The organism is Sphingobium sp. B1D7B, from assembly GCF_025961965.1.
In the GTDB taxonomy this organism is placed as follows: domain Bacteria; phylum Pseudomonadota; class Alphaproteobacteria; order Sphingomonadales; family Sphingomonadaceae; genus Sphingobium.
In genome coordinates this window covers 3,465,597-3,485,115 of sequence record NZ_JAOQOR010000001.1, presented here as the reverse complement: position 1 = coordinate 3,485,115, position 19,519 = coordinate 3,465,597, and the positions used below count along the sequence as shown (strand labels likewise).

Here is a 19,519-nt window from a genome sequence, read left to right as displayed (position 1 = left end):
CAGGATAAACTTCAGCTGCAAGCTGAAGTCGAGACACGTTAGGACAGCGCTGGCGTGTCTCGACTTCGCTCGACACGAACGGGGGAGGATTAGACCCCCTATTCGTGCCGAAGCGCGTCGATGGGGTTCAGGGCCGCCGCCCGCCGGGCGGGGAAGAAGCCGAATACCACCCCGATCAGCGCCGAAATGCAGAAGGCAAAGACGTTGATCTGCGCGTCGAACGTCCACGGCACCTGCATCAAAGGCGTCGCCACCGCGATGGCGATTTGGGCCAACAGCAGGCCGATCGCGCCGCCGAGGCAGGAGAGCACCACCGCCTCCACAAGAAACTGCAGCAGCACCTCGCGCTGCACCGCGCCGATGGCGAGGCGAATGCCGATTTCGCGGGTCCGTTCCGTCACGGAGACGAGCATGATGTTCATGATGCCGATGCCGCCGACCACAAGGCTGATGCCCGCCACCGCCGCGACGATGCGGGTGAGCAGCGTCGTGGTGCCGGTCAGCGTGTCGGAAATCTGGCGGGTGTCGAAAATGTTGAAGTCATCTTCCTTGCCGCCGGTGATCTTCCGCCGGTCCCGCAGCAGGTCGGTGAGGGAGGCCTGCACCTGCTGGGTTGAATAGGCTTGATCGACGCCCACCATCAGCAGGCGGATATCCGTCGTCCCGGTAAAGCGCCGCTGCACGGCCTTGATCGGCATGATGACGACATCGTCCTGATCGCCGCCGAAGCCGGCCTGTCCGCGCGTGCTCAGCGTGCCGACGATGTCGCAGCTGACATCGCCAATGCGGAAGCGCTTGCCGATGGCATCGTCGCCCCGGAAGAGGTTGCGTTGCACGGTCGAGCCGATGATGCACACGGCCTTGCCGGCGGTTTCCTCCGCCGGGGTGAACATGCGCCCGGCACTTAGTGGCCAGGGCTGCACCTTGAAATAATCCATCGTCGTGCCGTTGATCGTCGTCGACCAATTGGCGCCCTCATAGATCGCCGTCGCGCTGGCCTGCGCCTGCGGTGCGACCGCGGTAACGCCCGCCACCTGCTGCTGAATCGCCGTTACGTCCGAGGGTTCGAACTCGGGCGGACGCGGCCCGCCGCCCCCCCGGCCGAAGCCTTGGCCGGGCCGCACCTGCAGGATGTTGGTGCCAAGCGCCGCGATCTGCTGCTGCACGGCGGCTGTCGTCGCCTTGCCCAGCGTCACCATGGTGACGACCGCCGCCACGCCGATGATGATGCCCAGCGTCGTCAGGAAGGAGCGCAGCTTGTGCCGCAGGATCGAGCGGAGCGCGAGGAGGAAGGTGGTGCCCAGCATCAGTGCATCGCCCTCTTGCCGGCGCCCTGCTCGATGCGGTCGACCAGCCCGTCCTTGAAATGCACGATGGTGCGGGCGAACTCGGCCATGTCTGGCTCGTGCGTCACCATGAGCACGGTGATGCCCGCATCGCGATTAAGGCCGCTCAGCAGTTCCATGATCTCCACCGAGCGCTCGCTATCGAGATTTCCGGTGGGCTCGTCGGCGAGCAGCACATCGGGATTGGTGACGATCGCGCGCGCGATGGCGACGCGCTGTTGCTGGCCGCCGGAGAGTTCGGCGGGCGTATGGTCCCACCATTTGTCCAGCCCGACCTTCTCGAGCGCGCTCATTGCCGCCTCTCGCCGCGCATCCTTGGCATCGCCGCGGTAGAGCAGGGGCAGCTCGACATTTTCGAGCGCCGTCGTGCGCGCCAGCAGATTGAAGCCCTGAAAGACGAAGCCGAGATATTTGCGGCGCAGCAGTGCCCGCTGATCCCGGTCCAGCGTCTCGACATGCACGCCCTTGAACATGAAGGCGCCGGAGGTCGGCACATCGAGGCAGCCGAGGATGTTCATCGCCGTCGACTTGCCGGAGCCGGACGGGCCCATGACCGCCACGAAATCGCCCTGCGCCACGTCGAGGTCGACGCCCTTGAGCGCCTGGAACGCCGTCGCGCCCTCGCCATAGACCTTGGTGATGCCGCGCAGGGAAATGAAGGCGTTATCGGCCACTGCTGGCGGCCCCGCTGAGCTGGCTGGTGATGACGTTCATGCCGGGCTTGAGGTCGCCGGAGAGCACTTCGGTATGGAAGCCGTCGGTGTCGCCGGTCGTGATCTGCACCGCTTTCGGCTTGCCATCGTCGCCCAGCACATAGACCTGCTGCTGCGCCCCGCGACCCACGGTGACGCTGCGGTCATTGCCGCCGCCTCTGCGGCGGGGCCCCATCGAGAGCGCGCCGGTGATGCCGGACTGCCCGCCGCCGGCCTGGCTGCCGCCCTGCGCCTGCGGGGAGAAGCGCAGCGCCGCGTTGGGCACCAGCAGCACATCCTTCTTGTCGGACGTGACGATGTCCGCCGTCGCGGTCATGCCGGGGCGCAGGTCGAGCTTCTCGTTATCGACGCTGAGGTCGGCGGCATAGGAGACAACCTGACCCGTGGTGCCGCTCGTGGACGTGCTCGACGTCGAGGAGGTGCTGGCCGCGCTGGCCGAGAGATTGGAGCCGATGTCGACACGGGTGATGACGGCCGGGAAGGTCCGCTCAGGGAAGGCATCCACGATGAACGTCGCCTTCTGGCCCTCCTTGACCGTGCCGACATCGGCTTCGTCAATGGCGACTTCCAGCTTCATCTTGGAGAGATCCTCGGCGATCACGAACAAGGTCGGCGTGTTGAACGAGGCCGCGACCGTCTGGCCGGGGTCGACCTGACGAGCGAGCACGACGCCCGCCACGGGCGAGCGGATGATCGCGCGGGCCCGCTGTGTCTGGTTCTGGGAAAGCGCGGCCTGGCTGGCGACGACATTGGCCTCGGCCACCCGCAGCGCAGCCTGCGCGCGCTGCACATTGGCGCGTCCGGTCTGCAATTCAGTCTTGGAAGGGACGCGTCCGCCGGAAAGTCGGGCGACCTCTTCCAGCCGGGCAAGCTGCGCCTGCGATTCGGAGAGGGTTGCCTTGGCCTGCGCCACCTGCGCCTGATTGGCAGCAAGCTGCGCGCGGCCCTGGCGAATCTGGTCTTCGATCTGCTCGGGGTCGATTTCGGCGAGTGGCTGGCCCTGCGTCACGCGGTCGTTCACGTCCACCAGCACGCGCACCACCAGTCCGGAGAGCTGCGAGCCGACCGTCACCTGATTGGTCGGCGCCAGCTTGCCGGTCGCCGAGACAGTGGTGACGAGGTGGCTGCGCTGCACCGGCGCGGTCACATAGCCGGGCGCCTCCGCGCTGCCGAAGAAGCGCCAGGCGAGCAGAATGAGTAGCAGCGCGCCGGCGACGATGGCGACCCATTTGAAATGGCGACGCCAGGCCGGCTGCGGCTTCACGCCGAGGAAATCATCGAGTTGCTGATCTGCCATGCTTGTGCTTCCGGTCATTGAGGCGCGGTCGGCGTGACGGTGGAATCCCACCCGCCACCCAGTGCGGTGTAAAGAGCGATCAGGGCGGTTGCCTTGTCGGCGCGGGCTTGCACCAGGCCGTTGCGGGCCGAGATGAGCGAGGCTTCCTGCGTGTTGAGCGTGGTGAAGTCAGTTAGGCCGGTGCGATACTGGTCCCGCGCGAGCAAAGCGGAGGTGTTGGCCGCATCGAAGGCGATGGCGAACTGTCGTTCCCGCTCACCGGCGGTGCGCAGCGCAACCAGCGCGTTCTCGACATCTTCCAGCGCGGTCAGCACGGTCGACCGATAGCTGGCGAAGGCGCCTTCCGCACCCGCCTGCGCGGAGCGGATCTGGGCGCTGGTGCGGCCGCCATCGAAAATGAGCTGGCTGAGGCTCGCAAACAGGCTGCCGGTGATCGTATCGAGCACGCTGCCGATGCTGGTGGCGCCCGCGCTGAGGCTACCGCCGATGCTGAGTGCCGGGAAAAGCTGCGCGCGCGAGACGCCGATCTGCGCGGTAGTGGCGGCGAGGTTTCGCTCGGCGGTACGCACGTCGGGGCGCTGGCGCAGCACGTCGGCGGGGATGCCGGCAGCGATCTCCTCCGGCCCATGGGGGATCGGCTTGGGCGCTGCCAGCATCTCCTTGAGCGCGCCGGGTGCCTGCCCGGTCAACACGCCGATGCGGGAGACGGCGGCATTATACTGCTGCTCGATCTGCGGCACGCTGGCGGCAGTCTGTGCCCGGCTTGCCCGCGCCTGCTCGGCATCCAGCGAAGAAACCAGCCCCGCCTGCACGCGGAAGCCGGCAATCTCCAGATTATCATCCTGGATCGCGAGGCTCGACCGCGCATTCTCGATCTGCGCCTGATAGGCACGCGCCAGCACATAATTGCGCGCGACCTCGCTCTGCACCGAGAGCAGCACGGTCGCATAATCGAAGCCCGCGCCTTCATATTGCGCCCGGCTGGTCGCCACGGAGCTGCGCACGCCGCCGAAGAGATCGAGCTGGTAGCTGGCGTCCAGCCCCAGCGAGAAGCTGTCGGTGCCGCCGTCGCCGACGGTCACGACCGAGCCATCCGGCAGCGTCGTCGTCCTGTCGCCGCCCCGCAGCGGTTCGGTTCGGCGGTAACCGGCCGAGCCGCTGGCCGATGGGAGAAGGCTCGAGCGGCTGATCACCAGCGCCTCGCGCGCCTGCCGCAGCCGCGCCGTCGCCTGTGCGAGGTCGAGGTTGGATTGCGCGGCCTGCTCCACCAACTGGCCCAGCACCGGATCATCGAAGCTCAGCCACCAGCGGGTCAGGTCCGCCCGGTCCGGCGTTGCCGGCACGGACCACTGATCGGGCACCCCCAGAGCGGAGGCGCTTTTCGGCTCATAAGCGGGAGCCATGGTGCAGGATGGCAGCAGGACGATGCCCGATAGCAGCAGGAATGCGCGGTTCATGCCCGATGAATGGGTGAGCGCGCATTTTTCGTCCAGCCGCAAATTGTCACAAATTATACCGAACGGGTGGATTGCCGCTACGGAACGCTGCGCGGAGAGGCCTTATCCATTCCTTAAGATATTGATGGTTAAGGAAGTTGTTCGGTGAATGCGCGTCGATTATCATGGCTGCAACAGGGCCGGATCGTCGATAGCGAAGCACCAGGACGGAGCCCGATCTTCTTCGAGAGAACAGCATGATGAACGTGAGGCTTGGCGCTGCGGCGCTCGCATTGTCTTTGGTGTCGGTCCCCGCTTTGGCGACCTCGACCATTACCGACGGGATCAACAACCCAGCAGGCCAGTGGGCCGGCATCGATTATTGGGGCGTCCAGGTCTCCCAATTCTCGACGGTGGACCAGACATTCACGTTCAATCTGCCCACCTACAGCAAGGTGGATCTGTTTCTGAGCGGTTCGCCGAAATTCCAGTTCACGGACATTTTGCTCAACGGCACGAGCATCGCCAGCAATCTGACGCCGGGCTGGAGCAACGCGCTGATCGGCTCCGGCTTTGCCGATGCCGGGTCGGTAACCCTGCAGTTCAAGGCGAACTACACCTGCCCCGATTGCTGGGGCGACTGGTTCGGCGGCTATGTGCAGGTGAGCGAGGCGGCCTATAATCCGCCTGTGACGCCGCCGGCCTCTAATCCCATTCCTGAGCCTGCGACCTGGGCGCTGATGCTCGGCGGTCTGGCGCTGGTGGGTATTATGATGCGCCGCCGCAAGGTGTCGGTCAGCTTCGGCTGACCGGTTTCGTTCGCAGCGAAATGAAGAGAGGGCCGGATTTCCGGCCCTTTTTCATGGGTCATGCCGGAGCGGGCGCGCGGCCCTCTTCGCCGGCCATGCTCAGCACCAGCTTTTCCAGCACGACATTGTCGTCGATCCGCCAGATGCTGATCCGGTGCCGCCCGGCCTGAACCGGGCCGAGATCGGCGGTCAGGCGCACGCTGTTGTCGATGACCGCCTGGGCCCAGCGCTGCTTGGCGGATGTGTCCTGCGCGCCGCCCGTCGGCTCCAGCACGGCTCGCAAGACCGTGACCGGGCCATCGTCCAGAGACACGCCGAGCGCGACTCCGGCCTGTCCCATCGTATCCAGCGTGGGGACGAGATAGGCCGTGATCTGGCCGGTCCCGGCCTAGGGGACGTCCACCTCATAATCGAGCGCGACCCCGTCGGTCGGGGTGGTCGCCGGCCTGCCTTGCGGCAGAGCCACCATCGCGCTGCCGCCCTGGCCGAGATGGGCAATGGGGGTCCAGCGCAGACCCTTGGCATGGCGCGCGCGGGAGAAGTCGTTCGCCGCGATCGTGATGACGCGGGGGTCTGCAGGGCGGGGCGTGACGAAGAGGGGGGCGCCCTTCGTCGTGCCATCGCCGACCCGCGATATGCTGGGCATGCTCTGTTGGGTCGGCTGCTGCCAGATGACATAGCCGATGTGCACCTGCGCCATCATGCCATCCCACTTGCCGCCATTGAGCGTATGATAGTGTGCGGTCAGATCGGCATCGCGCTGGTAGCTCGTTTCCACCATGTCCGCGAAATGGTTGGCGCGCGGGTCGTTGTCCTGCGCCAGCCGCTTGTTCCACGCCGCGCCATAATAGAGCCGATACAGATTGGCCATCGCGCTGATCGGATAGGCGAGGAGCTGATCATAAGCATCGTGCTGCTCGGGGCGTAGCCGCGTCCGCGTGGCGAGCATCCGGCGTTCGAGCGCATCCCACTCAGCGACCAGCGCCCCGAACACGCCGCCGTCCAGCGCTCGCGGTGTGATGTCGCCCAGCGGGAAGCTGTCCTGATCGATCAGTTCGGGTTTCCGCCGCGCGGCATATTGGCTGTAGGCCGTTATCATCGCACCGATCGCCTCGGCCTGTTCGGGGCCGAAGATCGCCGCCGCCCAGCGCGCCGGATAAGCGGCCAGCGCCTGCGGCGTCATGGCCTCGGGATTCCAGGCCATCGCCAGGAAGAAGCTTAGCGGATGTTCCATGGGCTTGATGTCACCGACATTGACGATCCACATCGCCCGGGCATCGCGCTGATAGGCGAGGTCCATCTGCTGCCAGACCTTCTCGATCTGGTTGGTGTTCAGCCACTTATAGTTGCGCGGCACGCCCACATAATCGAAGTGATAATAGACCCCATAGCCGCCGCTGCGGGGTTTCGCGGCCGGATCGGGCAGGCGGCGGATTTGGCCCCAATTGTCGTCGGCGAACAGCAGGATGACATCGTCGGGCACCTGCATGCCGTGGTCGTAATAATCCTGCACTTCCTTGTAGAGCGCCCAGACCTGCAGGATATTGTCTGCGCTCTGGCCGGTCACCTGGGCGATAATGGCGCGCTGGTCCGTCACGATCTGTTCGAGCAGCGGGATCGCGGTGCCTTCCGCCATGGCTTCGTCGCCATCGCCGCGCATCCCGATGGTGACGACGGACTCATAGCGCCCGCCGTTCCCTTTCGACATCATGCGGGCGATCCCGCCGCGCCAGAATTCGCGCAGATTGTCGGCGTTGGTCGTGTAATCCCAGCGTCCGCCGGTCACGCCGCCCTCATGATTGCGGTGCCACTCGTCCTGCGCCCGGAGCATCGGCTCGTGGTGGGAATTGCCCAACACCACGCCCATTTCATCGGCAAGGATCATGTTCTGCGAGTCGTCGGCGGCGAAAGCGCGCGGCGCCCACATCGCCGGCCAGAGATAATTGCCCTTGAGGCGCAGCAGAAGCTCGAAGACATGGGCGTACATCGCGGCATTGAAGCCGCCGAATGTCTTTTCCGCCCAACCGCTCAGGCAGGGTGCCTCGTCGTTTATGAAGAACCCTCGGTAGCGCACCTTGGGCTGATCCCGCACCGGCGTGGCGGCGATCGACACGTCCGGCCGTCGCCTGACCGGCACATCGGCAAACCAGTGCCATGGCGAGACGCCGATCTGCTCGGAGACATCATAGGTGCCGAACACGGCGCCGCGCCGATCCGACCCCACGATCACCAGCGCGCGCTCGATCCCCTTGGCCGGATGATCCACGACGATTCGCCGAAAGGCTTCCCAGGCCCCCGCGAGATCGCCCACGTCGATCTTTCCGGCAGCGATCAGACCGTCGATCAATCGGCTTTGGCCCAGCACGCCTATGATGACAGCCACGCCGGAAGGCGCGCTCCCATAGCCTTTCGACACGCGCGCAGCCGTGCCGCACACCCGCCCAATATCTTCCGCGAATCGCGTGGCGACATGCCCCACCGCAGTGTCGGCCTCGCTATCGATTATCACCGCAGCCGGCACGCCGCTGCGGATCAGCGGGAAGGGCGCTTGCGCTCCCAATCCCAGCGCCCCGGTGCGCGCGGCGAGTGGTGAACCGAGCAAAGCGAGCGTCCCGGCAGCCGCGCCTCCCATCAGCCGTCGCCGCGTGACTCCGCTGGCCGCGTGCTCGCGCATGATCCGCTCCCTTCACTCTTCGCCTGTCTGCGGCGCCTCAGCGCATCATCACGCGTTTTACTCCGACAAATAAAGTGCAAATAGTTGAGCCCGCTGTCAAATGCATCGTGCCGTTTTAATACGGTTTTCGGTCGAGCAGAGGCATGCCGGTGGCAGTGCTTCTGCGGTCATCAATTGGGCATGACGCGCTAACGCTAGCGCGGTCGGAGCGTGCCATATCCCAGAATTTCTGCCATTCTGGCGGGGTTTGGACTTCCGCGCTCAACGCCGTTGGCGCAGGGAACTCTCCATCGCGGCGCCAAACGATCCATTTTTTGCCTCAAATCGAGTGCCCGCAGCGCCGCTCGGCGCGCGATTTTTCCCACGCGGATGGCAATTGCTCCGCCCAAAAAAGGGTGTAAACGCTCAAGGCAGCAGAAGGTTGCACCGGCCTGTAAATGCTTCGGGGCGTCGACGGGGGACTTTACGTGATCAAAGATGTGATTGTTGGTTGGCGTCGCCGTTCCATGAGCCCCGTCTCCTATGCCAACCCTGTGGGCGATGCGCTCCAGGCGTCCGGTTCGCTGAGGGATTCCGTCGTTCGATTGATGGACGGAATTGCCGGCTACAAGTGGGCCGGCGAGACCAAGCCCGAGGTCTCCAACACTGCTGCAGACGCGCCTCTCAACCGAGCGAAACAGCAGCGCGTTTTTGCTGGACTGTCGCGCAGTTTTCATCCCGATGAGCGCTCGGATGCAATGCACCTGAGCGCCGACCTGAATGCTCTCGACGATCGCCGGACATCCATCCGCGCGCTTTGAGGCGAAATAGGGCGAGGTTTTGCATCCACCCTCACATCATGAGGAAATGGTGCCGGATGCAGGATTTGAACCCGCGACCTTCGGTTTACAAAACCGCTGCACTACCACTGTGCTAATCCGGCAAGGTCGCAACTCCCTATGATTTCGCCGCGCGGGGGTCAATCCGCAATGAGGCTCGGCCGCAAGGTCACGGCCCGGTCTGCATCTCCAGCGCCCAGGCGCGCGCCGCCTCCAACCGGGCAGTATTGGTCGCGCAGATCAGGGCGTCGGCGCGGTCAAGAAGGATGGGATCGCGACCGGATCGGTCAACAGGCTGGGCATCGCCGGGCGCGGGCAGGCCGGGGCGATTGGAAGCACAGGCAGCGGGCGCGACTGGCAGGCGCACAACGCGATCGCGATAGACAAGGGTGAGAGCCTCGCTCTTCTGTTCGGCAGCATCGTTGAGCCTCCTGTTGTGGACGCGTAGCGCGGCGACCTGCGCGTCGAAATCCGCCTGCGCCTTGGCCTGGGCGGCGCGATAATCCTGACGAGCCTGTGCGAGTGCGGCGGCATGGCGTTCGCGCAGATGGTCTACACGCATCCCCCATGCCAGCGCGAGAATAAGAGCCAGGGCGAGCGCGCCGGTGGCGGCGGGCCATCCCCGCGGCGTCACAGGTTGGTCAGGCAGAGCCGGCGCTCTGCCTCCCGCCGGTTGACCAGCCCCTGCACGCGCCGCTCATCGACCATCACCCAGAGCCGGAACGCATCGCAGCCGCCGGGCCAATCGCCCGCGTTGAATCGCCGCGCGACTGTCGAGCGCGCAAAGGCCGCCTCGCCAATATTGTAGGTGAGCGAGATGGCTGCCGCGAACTGGTAAGGCCGATCCTTGAGCGCTGGCACGGCGCGCAGCACCGCGGGCGCCCAGTCGGCGGCCAGCGTTCGATCCAGCATCGCTGCGCATTCGGAGGGCGTGTAACGCCGCATCGGCGCGCGGGTCTCGCCGGTGCAGACCGTCCAAATGCCGGCAATGTCGCGATAAGGGTCGGTCCGTGTCCCTTCCCATCGCGCGATGAACGGCGCCGCGATCATGATGGCGAGGCCGATGAAAGCGCTGCCGACCGCGCCGCCCAGCAGCGTGTCCCGCGCGTTCATTTGCTCAAGCCCTTGAAGGCCGCGAACGCGGCGATCATCGAGGCGATGAAACCCGCCACCCATCGGCTCCAGCGCAGCCAAAGCTTCGCCGCGCGCCAGGCTTCGATCACTTCCATGGTCCGCTTGGTGTCCTGCTCGACCAGCGCAAGCCGTTCGGATGCGCGGCCGATTTCCTGCGCCTGCCGGTCGACCGTCTCGGCAAGGCTTTCCACCTTGCCGATCAGTTGATCCAGCTTCCGCGCGAGTTGCGGGCCGGTCATCGTGTCACCGCATCCTTTGCGTCGCCATCGCAGCGATAGAGCGCGACGATATCCGCTTCATCGCCGGTGAACGGGCCGCTCGGGCAGGCGTAGCTCGTGCCACTGTAGCGCTCGCTGTTGAACACCGCCCATTCATCCAGCGCGCCGCCGGTGAGCCCGTATTCGCCGTTATGGTTGCGGAGCGAATAGCCCGAGGCGGCCGGCACGATCGTCTCGCCGAACGCGGCATAGCTCTCGCGGGTGCCGGGAAGGCCATCGGTGACGTTGGTCACATAGAGCGCCAGCCCTCCCGGCCCGGCCTGGCAGGCGACATGGTAGCGCTTGCCGGGCGCCAGCACGGTGGTGCCGGTCAGGCCGCTCCAGACCCGCAGCTTGCCGGCGCCATCGATGGCGACAAAGCGGGAGCCGTTGCTTCCGAACCCGCCGAACAGGACCTGGATCGCGCCCGGGAGCGGGTCCGGGCAGGTGAAGAAGCCCTCCACGGTAATCGGCGCGAAGACCGGGCTGTAACTGCCACGGGCGGAGCCGCCGGTGATCTGCTGGCCGAACGCCGCGCCCCCGGTGCTGGCGGCGTAGGTCGTGCTTGTCTCGGCCATGCTGAGCGGGCTGATCGGCGCGATGAAGCCGCTCGGCGGGGCATTGATCGCGCCGCCCGGCGTCGGCGCCGCGATGGCGATGGGGAGCGTGCTGCCCTGCACGATGCGTCCAGTGGTGATGCCGTCTCCATCGGTCCGGTCATCGCGGATCGTGTCGGTCGCTGCATTGGCAGGGCCGCTCGGGAAGTAGACCCAGAGGTCGAGCTCATGTCCGGGGCCGGGATCGTTGGCGAGCGTGATCGCGAGCGTCGTGGCGTTCACTGCGCTGACCGATGCCACCGGGAAGCGGTTGTCGGTCGCGTTGTTGGCCATCGGGTTCACCCGGCCGCGCGGGAACACCCACAAGCGGTTGCCCGGCGTGCCGCTCAGCACGAGAGCGCTCTGGCCGACATTGCTCAGCGTAAGCGTGATGGTGGTGCCGGATCGGGTGGCGGAGAGGGGCGCGGGGCCAAGGCCTGCGCTCGCGCCATAAGAACTGCGCAGCGCGCGATACAGGTGGCGCGCCATGGTCAGCGAGCCGGCTTGTGTCTGGTGGATGCCGTCGCCGCTCATCAGCGTATCGTCCATGTGGACATACGTCGCACCATTGGCCGCGCACCAGTCCTGCGCGCCTTTGCGGATGCGGCTCACCTGCCACGGCGTGCCCCAGCTCCGCAGCAACCCCATGGAGGGGATGGTCCAGACGAGACGGGCGAAGGATGGCAGGCTGTTGAGCGCGGTCAGCTGGCTGAAGAGGGTGCTCAGGGCCTGACCATAAGCCTTGGGCGGGATGCCATAGAGGGCCTCGGTATGGCCCTGGCCCCAGACAAAGGCCTCGAAGCCATTGCCGGCCCGGTTCATCACCTCGGTGAGCGCCGTCCAGTTGCTCTGCCCGCTAAAGAAGCTGGCGATAGTGGTGCCGCCGACCGCATGGCCGACAACGCCACAGTTGACGCCGGTCAGCGCAATCATGCGGTTGAGATATTCACCGACGCCGACGGAATTGGGGCCGGTGCTATTGCTCATGTCGCCCGGCGTCTGCCAGGGCATGGTGGCGGAGGCGGGATTGTAGGTGTTGCCATCCACATATCGCGCCAGCACAGCGCTGTTAGGATCTGGCACGATGCCCAGCGAGGCGAAGGTCGCTGTCGAATCGGTGGCCTGGCGCCCCAGCATCCGCACGGTGAGCGATTGACCCGCAAAGCCGGTCAGCATGCCCATGCCGACCTTGACGGTGCCGAGCTGCCAAGCGCCATCCGCGCCCTTCAGATCGACGAAGAACCAGCCAAGCCGCGCGTCCACGCCGGTTACGTCGACATAGGTGGCGCCGCTTGCGATCGTGCCGGCGGTCCATGGCCCCTGCAGGATCGTCGTGCCATCATCGGCGGAACGGATGCGCACCCCGACCGTGCCGGCGGTGACGGTGCCAGACAGCGGCACGCGGATCGTGCCGGTGCCCTTGCCCTGGCCACCGCCGCTGGTTGTGGCGCGCTGGTAAATCCGCTTCTCTTCGTAGCTCGGAAACTGCGCCAGCGTGAAGCCTGCGCTGTAACTCGCCGCGATGAGCGCCGCAGCGACCGGCCCGACGGGGTCCGCATCGGCCGACCCACTGCCGCTGGCCCCGTTCGCCAGCTCGCGCGGGCCGATCATCGATCCCGTATCGGCTGCGGACAGCACATAGCTGTTGGCGGTGGCGCCTGCGATCGGTACGCCATCGCGCAGCCATTGCCAGCCCGTCGCCGCGCCGTTCACGATGATGCCGCCCAGAGCGGTGAGCATATCGCCGACGCGCGGAGGGCTGGCGGCGCCGGTCATAGCGGGTCTGCTCGTCCAACTGGGGGCGGGCGTCGGGGAGACGCCAAGGGGCCGATGGCGGCGCCCAGACCCTGCAGCGCCGAATCCAAATCCGGGACCGACCATCAGGCAAGGCCCACAATGTCGGCCGCGGTCGTGCCGCTGGCCCGGATGAAGCGGGCGCGAATGTCAAGGATCTGCCCTGACGCGACATTCTTGAGCACCACGTCCGTGCTGGATCCCGCCGCGCGCAGGGTGATGGCGCCGCCTGTTCCAACATAAATGGCCTTGGGCAGCGGGTCGATTTCGTTGGTGGCGTGGGGCGTAATGGCAAAGGCCTCGCGCGCCGGCTGGGTGAGGGTGTCGGTCTGGGTTTCGAAGCGGTCGGCCATGTCCGTGTCTTTCCTGTGGCAGGTGCCGCGGCCGAATCGCCGCAGCGCCCTTAAGCCACCGAATCGGTGCTGTAGGACAGGGAAAATTTACCTATATGGTGAAATCAGGGTGCGGGCGTCTTTTCTTTGAATAGGCATACATCGCTGATGATGCAGCGCCAGCATTCGGGCTTACGGGCTTTGCAGACATAGCGGCCGTGCAGGATCAGCCAATGGTGGGCATCACGTCGGAAGGGCTGAGGGACGCGCTTTTCCAAGCCGTTCTCGACGGTAAGAACCGTCTTGCCAGGGGCCAGCCCCGTCCGGTTGCCGACCCGGAAGATGTGCGTGTCGACCGCAAAGGTTTCCTCGCCGAACGCCGTGTTCATCACCACATTGGCTGTCTTGCGCCCCACGCCCGGCAGGGTGGTCAGCACGTCCCGGTCGCGCGGCACTTCGCCGCCATAGGTCTCCACCAAGGCCTGCGAGAGCGCGATGACATTCTTGGCCTTGGTGTTGAACAGGCCGATGGTCTTGATGTGTTCCTTGAGCGCCTCCTCGCCGAGCGCCACCATGTCCGCCGGCGTTTTCACCGTTTCGAACAGCCGCCGTGTCGCCTTGTTGACGCCTGCATCGGTCGCCTGCGCGGAGAGGACGACGGCCACCAGCAACTGGAAATCATTGCCATAATCCAGCTCGGTGCGCGGCTCGGGATTATGTTCCGCCAGTCGCGAGAACAGCGTGAAAATCTGGTCGCGGTTGAGAATGCGCTGGCGGCTCAAGACCTACAGCCCCAGCACATCCGTCATGGCATAGCGTCCCGGCGCCTTGCCGATCAGCCATTGCGCGGCCTTCACCGCACCACGGGCGAAGATGATGCGACTTTCGGCCCGGTGACCCAGCTCGATCCGCTCCTGATCGGCGGCCAGCACCACAAGATGGTCGCCCGCGACCGATCCCCCGCGCAGCGCCGCAAAACCGATGTCGCCGGCCTTGCGCGCGCCGGTGATCCCGTCGCGCCCCCGCGCGCTATGCTCGGCAAGGCTGATCCCGCGCCCGGCCGCCGCCGCTTCGCCGAGCAGCAGCGCCGTGCCGGAAGGAGCGTCCACCTTGTGGCGGTGATGCATCTCCAGAATTTCGATGTCCCAATCGTCGCCCAGTCGCGCGGCCGCTTCCCGAACGAGCGCAGCCAGCAGATTGACGCCGAGCGAGGTATTGCCCGTCTGCAGCACTGCGATGTGCGCCGACGCGCGGTCGATGGCGGCGTGATGCGCTGCTTCGAGGCCGGTCGTGCCAATCAGCAGCGGCTTCCCCGCCGCGACGCAGGCATCGAGATGCGCCTGCAGCGCGCCGGGCACCGAGAAGTCGATCAGCACGTCCGCGCTGTCTGCAAGACCCATCGCGTCGCTGGTGATCGCCGCGCCTTCTGCGCCGATGGTCCCGCCCGGCTGACTGTCCGTTCCGCCGGCCACCGCAATCCCGGCATCCGCAGCAACCCCCGCGATCGCCTGACCCATGCGCCCCCGCGCGCCAAAGATGCCGATCGCCGTCATGATGCTTGCGTCCTTCGCCCCAAATCTGTCTCATCGCGCCGATGCCAGACTCGAACGCACTTGTCATCCCACCGGCTGAGGCGTTCCCCTTGGGGGATGTCGGATTGCCAAAGTGGCAACCAAAGGGCATGGTCTTGATATGGTAGGGATGGGGTTAGGTCTGGGCTTGGATCTCGGTACGAGGCCATCGTTGGCAATTCGTCCGCGGGGCTCGCCGGAATTGCTTCTTCAGGCCGAGCTCATCTTCCGTGGCGACAAAACCAACGAAGGCGTTTTGATCCGTGCTGCCGGATTACCGTGGCTGGCGATTGTTGAAGAGCTTGGGCGCGATCCCAACTTTCTTTTCCGTTTCGTACAGGAGCCAAGGAAATTTGAAGAGTTCATCGCCGCCTGTTATGAAAAAGCAGGTTTCGACGAGGTCACCTTGACCCCTCAGAAGGGGGACAAGGGCAGGGACGTGATCGCTGTGAAACGCGGCCACGGCTCCATAAGAATTCTAGAGCAAACGAAGGCTTACAAGCCCGGACATCGCGTGACACACGATGATGTCCGAGGAATGCTGGGAGCGTTGATGATAGATGATGGCGCGTCCAAAGGGATCATCACAACAACCTCTGAGTTTCAGCCCGGGATATTAAAGCCAAGTAGCGAATTCGCGCGATTTATGCCTCACCGACTTGAATTGAAAAACGGTCCAGCGACCTTGGACTGGGTGAACTCCCTCGCTGCAAAAAGATGAGAAGGATCCGCTTTGACTTTCTGAAGCCGTGGCTTTCCGAAACGTCATGACGGAACGTGGTAATATCGTCATCCTCACCGGCGCCGGCATCTCGGCAGAAAGCGGCTTGGAGACCTTCCGCTCGGAGGGTGGCCTTTGGGCGCAGCATCGGATCGAGGATGTCTGCACGCCTCAAGCGCTGGCGCGCGATCCTGCGCTGGTCCATCGCTTCTATGATATGCGTCGCGCCGCGTTGGACCGCGTTGAGCCCAATCCCGCGCATGAGGCGCTCGCCCGGCTGGAAGCGCATTGGCACGGCGAGCTCCTGCTGGTCACGCAGAATGTCGATGATCTCCACGAGAGGGGCGGCTCGCGCAACCTCCTCCATATGCATGGCGCGTTGAACAGCGCGCTGTGTGCCGCCTGCGATCATCGTCTGCCGTGGACCGGTCTTCTCCCGCCTGCAGCGGCGTGCCCTATCTGCGGCGCGCGCGACCTACGGCCCGACATCGTGTTTTTCGGAGAGATGCCTTATCAGATGGCCCGGATCGAAGCGGCGCTGGCCCGTGCCGATCTGTTCGTGTCGATCGGCACGTCGGGCGCTGTCTATCCGGCCGCCGGGTTCGTCCGCATGGCGCAGGCCTACGGCGCGCGCACGCTGGAGCTGAATCTCGAACCGTCAGAAGGCAGCGCCTGGTTCGACGAATCCCGCCTCGGCCCCGCGAGCCAGCTGGTGCCGGCATGGGTCGAGGAGATGCTGGCGTCCTGAACGGCGCTGCCCCGCGCAACCCTTGCGCCGGGCGGGTTCGACTGCCAGATCAGGCTCATGACTGCCGATCCCCAAAATCCGCCGATGCGCGCCGCGATGATCCCGGTGACGCCGCTCCAGCAGAATTGCTCGCTCATCTGGTGCACCAAAACCATGCGGGGCGCGTTGGTCGATCCCGGCGGGGATCTGGCGCGGCTCAAGAAGGCGGTGGCGGATGCCAGCGTAACGCTGGAGAAGCTGCTCGTGACGCACGGTCATATCGATCATTGCGGGCAGGCCGGCGTGCTCGCCAAGGAATTGGGCCTGCCTATCGAGGGGCCCCATGAGGATGATCGCTTCTGGATCGCGCGGCTGGATGATGACGGCAAGCGCTGGGGCGTACCCGGCGAGCCGTTCGAGCCGACGCGCTGGCTGGTCGATGGGGACACGGTCACCGTCGGCGAGCTGGTGCTGGATGTCATCCATTGCCCCGGCCACACGCCGGGTCACGTCGTGTTTCATCATGGCCCGTCAAAGCTCGCCATTGTAGGCGATGTCCTCTTTCAGGGCTCCATCGGCCGCACCGATTTTCCGCTTGGCAATCATGGGGATCTGATCGCCTCGATTACGCGCAAGCTCTGGCCGCTGGGTGGTGAGACCATCTTCGTGCCGGGCCATGGCCAGCCCAGCAGCTTTGCGCATGAGCGGGCAAGCAACCCCTTTGTGGGCGACAGCATCACGGGCGTGCGCGACTGATGGCGCGATGCGGCCTTCCTATCACCCAATGTCCGGTCTGGTCCCGCAAGCGCCCAGTTTGTCCAATGAATCGGTTGCACCATCAGGAAAAAGCGCTATAGGCGCTCACTCTCGCGAACGCCCGGCTCTCGGTTGGCCGCGGTCCTCTGTGGCCGCCAAGACGCCTTTGCAGGCGGCCAGGCAAGCGAACCCGTTATTGATGTTTTGCGTTTTTTAGACAGGTGCCCTCATGGCTGTCCCAAAGAGAAAAACTTCGCCGTCCAAGCGCGGCATGCGTCGCAGCCATGACTCGCTGCGCGTGGAATCCTATCAGGAATGCCCCAATTGTGGTGAGCTGAAGCGCCCCCACAATCTGTGCACCGCTTGCGGGCACTATAACGGCCGCGAAATCATCGCGATCGGCGCCTGAGGCCCGACCGGGGAATCATGCTGTGAAGACGCCGCGGATCGCGATTGATGCGATGGGCGGTGACGAGGGCGTCCGCGTGATGATCGCGGGCGTTGCCTTGGCGCGTCGTCGGCATGAAGGGCTGCAATTTCTGCTCTTTGGTGACGAGACGCGGATTCGTGCCGCGCTCGCCAACCACCCCAATCTCTCGCAAGCCGCTGAAATCGTTCACACCGACAAGGTGGTGAACGCGGGCGACAAGCCCAGTCAGGCGATCCGCCAGTCACGCCAGAGCTCGATGGGCTTGGCGATTCAGGCTGTGAAGAACGGCGAGGCGCAGGCTGCCGTCTCCGCCGGCAATACCGGCGCGCTGATGGCGATTGCCAAGCTTGCCCTGCGCACGCTGCCGGGGATCGACCGGCCCGCCTTGGCTGCATTCCTGCCCACGCTGGGCGACAATGATGTCGTCATGCTCGATCTCGGTGCGAACACCGAGTGCGACGCGCGCAATCTCGTCGAATTCGCGGTCATGGGCGCCGCTTATGCCCGTGTCGTGCTCGATCTCGAGATGCCGCGCGTGCGCCTGCTCAACATCGGCACCGAGGATTTGAAGGGCACTGACGAAATTCGCGATGCCGCTGCGGTCCTTCGCAAGGGTATTGGCCTGCCGCTCCGCTTCGATGGTTTCATCGAGGGAGACAAGATCGGCTCGGGCGATGCGGATGTGATCGTCGCCGAGGGCTTTGCCGGCAATATCGCGCTCAAGACGGCCGAAGGCACCGCCCGGTTCGTAACCGACGTGCTGCGCCGTGCCTTTACCAGCTCGTTGCGCTCCAAGGCCGGTTTCCTGCTCTCCAAGCCGGCGCTGCACCTGCTCAAGGTGCATCTTGATCCTAACAATCATAATGGCGCCGTCTTCCTCGGCCTCAACGGCATGGTGGTGAAGAGCCACGGCAGTGCCGACGAGAAGGGCATCGCCAATGCCGTCCACGTCGCCGCGCGGCTGGTGGAGGAAGATTTGAGTGCCCGCATCGCGCAGGACATCGCCCGCGTTGGGCCTATTGGAAAAGAGGAACTGGTCGCCAAATGACCTTGCGGTCCGTGATCGAAGGGACCGGGTCCGCCCTGCCCCGGCGCCGTGTCGACAATCATGAGTTGGCGCAGACAGTGGACACGAGCGACGAGTGGATCGTCGAGCGGACCGGCATTCATGCTCGCCATCTCGCCGGGGAGGGCGAAACGACCTCCACGCTCGCGGTCGAGGCGGCGCGCAAGGCTTTGCAGGCGGCAAATGTCCCGGCCACCGAGGTCGATCTCATCATTCTGGCGACGACGACGCCCGATCAGACCTTCCCGGCGACGGCCACGCGCGTTCAGACCGGTTTGGGCATCAATGATTGCGTCGCATTCGACGTGGCAGCGGTATGCTCGGGCTTTCTGTACGCGCTGACTGTCGCGGACAACATGATCCGTGGCGGCGCGGCAAAGACCGCGCTGGTGATCGGCTCGGAGACGATGAGCCGGCTGCTCGACTGGGAAGATCGCGGCACCTGCGTGCTGTTCGGCGATGGTGCGGGCGCCGTGCTGCTGCGCGGGCAGGATACCGATGAGGAGACCGGTCGGGGCATTCTCGCCAGTCGCCTCCACGCCGATGGCCGGCATAACTGCCTGCTCCATACCGATGGCGGCGTCTCGACCACGGGAACGGTCGGCAAGCTGCGGATGAAGGGGCAGGACGTCTTCCGCCACGCGGTGGTCAACCTTGCGCAGGTTCTCCGCGAAGTGCTGGAGGCGGCCGATATCGCGGTCGAGGATATCGACTGGGTGGTGCCGCATCAGGCCAATGCCCGCATTCTCGATGCCACGGCGCGCAAGCTCGGGCTGGAAGCGGAGCGGGTGATCGTCACCGTCGATCAGCATGCCAACACCTCGGCCGCGTCGGTCCCGTTGGCGCTCGATACCGCCGTGCGGGACGGGCGCATCAAGCGGGGCGAACTCCTCGTGCTTGAAGCGATGGGCGGCGGCTTCACCTGGGGCGCGAGTGCTCTGCGGTTTTAGCCCGTGTTCTGATAATCTTATTTTTCAATAATATCGCGAAATAACTGCGGCTTGTTTCGATTCTTGCCGATTGCATTGTAAGAGTTTCTGCC

20 protein-coding genes, 1 tRNA gene and 1 pseudogene are annotated in these 19,519 nt (G+C 65.2%); 8 read left to right on the top strand and 14 right to left on the bottom strand.

Annotated elements, in window-relative coordinates; genetic code table 11:
• Nucleotides 1-98 precede the first annotated feature (98 nt).
• From M2336_RS16330 to M2336_RS16315, 4 genes are read right to left on the bottom strand one after another with little or no spacing between them, the layout of a single operon-like run.
• Nucleotides 99-1,307, bottom strand: a complete 1,209-nt coding sequence (locus M2336_RS16330) for an ABC transporter permease (protein WP_264573295.1) — start codon at nt 1,305-1,307, stop codon at nt 99-101.
• On the bottom strand, nt 1,307-2,020 hold the full coding sequence (locus M2336_RS16325) for an ABC transporter ATP-binding protein (RefSeq protein ID WP_264570898.1): 714 nt from the start codon (nt 2,018-2,020) through the stop codon (nt 1,307-1,309). Before M2336_RS16325 ends, M2336_RS16330 begins: the two co-directional genes overlap by 1 nt.
• Nucleotides 2,010-3,356: an efflux RND transporter periplasmic adaptor subunit gene (locus tag M2336_RS16320; protein WP_264573294.1), complete on the bottom strand. Its 1,347-nt coding sequence runs from the start codon at nt 3,354-3,356 to the stop codon at nt 2,010-2,012. The genes M2336_RS16325 and M2336_RS16320 overlap by 11 nt, the downstream gene beginning before the upstream one ends.
• Nucleotides 3,357-3,370: 14 nt before the next feature.
• A complete protein-coding gene (locus M2336_RS16315) occupies nt 3,371-4,813 on the bottom strand; it encodes an efflux transporter outer membrane subunit (protein WP_264573293.1) in 1,443 nt (480 codons plus the stop codon).
• Between the two features lie 692 nt (nt 4,814-5,505).
• Here M2336_RS16315 and M2336_RS18075 point away from each other — a divergent pair.
• Nucleotides 5,506-5,601 (top strand): annotated as a pseudogene (locus M2336_RS18075) (PEPxxWA-CTERM sorting domain-containing protein); the annotation flags it as partial.
• Between the two features lie 58 nt (nt 5,602-5,659).
• Here the strand turns inward: M2336_RS18075 and M2336_RS16305 are convergent.
• Both M2336_RS16305 and M2336_RS16300 read right to left on the bottom strand, forming a co-directional pair.
• A complete protein-coding gene (locus tag M2336_RS16305; RefSeq protein WP_264593266.1) occupies nt 5,660-5,974 on the bottom strand; it encodes a hypothetical protein in 315 nt (104 codons plus the stop codon).
• A gap of 15 nt (nt 5,975-5,989) precedes the next feature.
• Nucleotides 5,990-8,275, bottom strand: coding sequence for a glycosyl hydrolase 115 family protein (locus M2336_RS16300; RefSeq protein WP_264593207.1), 2,286 nt, complete (start codon nt 8,273-8,275; stop codon nt 5,990-5,992).
• 467 nt (nt 8,276-8,742) lie between these two features.
• Between M2336_RS16300 and M2336_RS16295 the strand changes: the two genes are divergently transcribed.
• Entirely contained in the window at nt 8,743-9,075 is a 333-nt protein-coding gene (locus M2336_RS16295) for a hypothetical protein (protein ID WP_264573290.1), read from the top strand.
• 47 nt (nt 9,076-9,122) lie between these two features.
• On the opposite strand, the gene M2336_RS16290 is transcribed toward M2336_RS16295, so the two are convergent.
• From M2336_RS16290 to dapB, 8 genes are all read right to left on the bottom strand, one after another.
• A tRNA-Thr gene (locus M2336_RS16290) sits at nt 9,123-9,197 on the bottom strand.
• A gap of 65 nt (nt 9,198-9,262) precedes the next feature.
• Nucleotides 9,263-9,727, bottom strand: coding sequence for a hypothetical protein (locus M2336_RS16285; protein ID WP_264593206.1), 465 nt, complete (start codon nt 9,725-9,727; stop codon nt 9,263-9,265).
• Entirely contained in the window at nt 9,724-10,206 is a 483-nt protein-coding gene (locus tag M2336_RS16280; protein ID WP_264573288.1) for a lysozyme, read from the bottom strand. Before M2336_RS16280 ends, M2336_RS16285 begins: the two co-directional genes overlap by 4 nt.
• Nucleotides 10,203-10,466 (bottom strand): hypothetical protein, encoded by a 264-nt coding sequence (locus M2336_RS16275; RefSeq protein WP_264573287.1) that lies wholly within the window; start codon nt 10,464-10,466, stop codon nt 10,203-10,205. The genes M2336_RS16280 and M2336_RS16275 overlap by 4 nt, the downstream gene beginning before the upstream one ends.
• Nucleotides 10,463-12,856, bottom strand: a complete 2,394-nt coding sequence (locus M2336_RS16270) for a sialate O-acetylesterase (protein ID WP_264573286.1) — start codon at nt 12,854-12,856, stop codon at nt 10,463-10,465. Before M2336_RS16270 ends, M2336_RS16275 begins: the two co-directional genes overlap by 4 nt.
• Before the next feature lie 104 nt (nt 12,857-12,960).
• Nucleotides 12,961-13,227 carry a spike base protein, RCAP_Rcc01079 family gene (locus M2336_RS16265; RefSeq protein WP_264573285.1) on the bottom strand — a complete coding sequence of 89 codons (267 nt, stop codon included), beginning with the start codon at nt 13,225-13,227 and terminating at the stop codon, nt 12,961-12,963.
• Nucleotides 13,228-13,331: 104 nt separating this feature from the next.
• Nucleotides 13,332-13,988: an endonuclease III gene (gene nth / locus M2336_RS16260; protein ID WP_264573284.1), complete on the bottom strand. Its 657-nt coding sequence runs from the start codon at nt 13,986-13,988 to the stop codon at nt 13,332-13,334.
• A 3-nt stretch (nt 13,989-13,991) separates the two neighbouring features.
• Nucleotides 13,992-14,759 (bottom strand): 4-hydroxy-tetrahydrodipicolinate reductase, encoded by a 768-nt coding sequence (dapB, locus tag M2336_RS16255; protein WP_264573283.1) that lies wholly within the window; start codon nt 14,757-14,759, stop codon nt 13,992-13,994.
• Nucleotides 14,760-14,871: 112 nt separating this feature from the next.
• Here dapB and M2336_RS16250 point away from each other — a divergent pair, with 112 nt between their 5' ends.
• The 6 genes from M2336_RS16250 to M2336_RS16225 all read left to right on the top strand — a co-directional run bounded on the left by M2336_RS16250 (nt 14,872) and on the right by M2336_RS16225 (nt 19,427).
• A complete protein-coding gene (locus tag M2336_RS16250) occupies nt 14,872-15,498 on the top strand; it encodes a restriction endonuclease (RefSeq protein ID WP_264593205.1) in 627 nt (208 codons plus the stop codon).
• Nucleotides 15,499-15,544: 46 nt separating this feature from the next.
• Nucleotides 15,545-16,246, top strand: a complete 702-nt coding sequence (locus M2336_RS16245) for an NAD-dependent deacylase (protein ID WP_264573281.1) — start codon at nt 15,545-15,547, stop codon at nt 16,244-16,246.
• 57 nt (nt 16,247-16,303) lie between these two features.
• Complete coding sequence (locus tag M2336_RS16240) at nt 16,304-16,981, top strand: MBL fold metallo-hydrolase (protein ID WP_319801479.1); 678 nt, start codon at nt 16,304-16,306, stop codon at nt 16,979-16,981.
• A gap of 229 nt (nt 16,982-17,210) precedes the next feature.
• Nucleotides 17,211-17,390, top strand: a complete 180-nt coding sequence (rpmF, locus tag M2336_RS16235; RefSeq protein WP_264570885.1) for a 50S ribosomal protein L32 — start codon at nt 17,211-17,213, stop codon at nt 17,388-17,390.
• 22 nt (nt 17,391-17,412) lie between these two features.
• Nucleotides 17,413-18,459, top strand: coding sequence for a phosphate acyltransferase PlsX (plsX, locus tag M2336_RS16230; protein ID WP_181560212.1), 1,047 nt, complete (start codon nt 17,413-17,415; stop codon nt 18,457-18,459).
• Nucleotides 18,456-19,427, top strand: a complete 972-nt coding sequence (locus M2336_RS16225) for a beta-ketoacyl-ACP synthase III (RefSeq protein ID WP_319801478.1) — start codon at nt 18,456-18,458, stop codon at nt 19,425-19,427. The genes plsX and M2336_RS16225 overlap by 4 nt, the downstream gene beginning before the upstream one ends.
• Nucleotides 19,428-19,519 lie beyond the last annotated feature (92 nt).

Coding starts and splice junctions, on each gene's coding strand:
- M2336_RS16330 (WP_264573295.1), bottom strand. CDS start 1,307: ATGCTGGGCACCACCTTCCTCCTCGCGCTCCGCTCGATCCTGCGGCAC.
- M2336_RS16320 (WP_264573294.1), bottom strand. CDS start 3,356: ATGGCAGATCAGCAACTCGATGATTTCCTCGGCGTGAAGCCGCAGCCG.
- M2336_RS16315 (WP_264573293.1), bottom strand. CDS start 4,813: ATGAACCGCGCATTCCTGCTGCTATCGGGCATCGTCCTGCTGCCATCC.
- M2336_RS16300 (WP_264593207.1), bottom strand. CDS start 8,275: ATGCGCGAGCACGCGGCCAGCGGAGTCACGCGGCGACGGCTGATGGGA.
- M2336_RS16280 (WP_264573288.1), bottom strand. CDS start 10,206: ATGAACGCGCGGGACACGCTGCTGGGCGGCGCGGTCGGCAGCGCTTTC.
- M2336_RS16275 (WP_264573287.1), bottom strand. CDS start 10,466: ATGACCGGCCCGCAACTCGCGCGGAAGCTGGATCAACTGATCGGCAAG.
- M2336_RS16270 (WP_264573286.1), bottom strand. CDS start 12,856: ATGACCGGCGCCGCCAGCCCTCCGCGCGTCGGCGATATGCTCACCGCT.
- M2336_RS16265 (WP_264573285.1), bottom strand. CDS start 13,227: ATGGCCGACCGCTTCGAAACCCAGACCGACACCCTCACCCAGCCGGCG.
- dapB (WP_264573283.1), bottom strand. CDS start 14,759: ATGACGGCGATCGGCATCTTTGGCGCGCGGGGGCGCATGGGTCAGGCG.
- M2336_RS16245 (WP_264573281.1), top strand. CDS start 15,545: ATGACGGAACGTGGTAATATCGTCATCCTCACCGGCGCCGGCATCTCG.
- M2336_RS16240 (WP_319801479.1), top strand. CDS start 16,304: ATGACTGCCGATCCCCAAAATCCGCCGATGCGCGCCGCGATGATCCCG.
- rpmF (WP_264570885.1), top strand. CDS start 17,211: ATGGCTGTCCCAAAGAGAAAAACTTCGCCGTCCAAGCGCGGCATGCGT.
- M2336_RS16225 (WP_319801478.1), top strand. CDS start 18,456: ATGACCTTGCGGTCCGTGATCGAAGGGACCGGGTCCGCCCTGCCCCGG.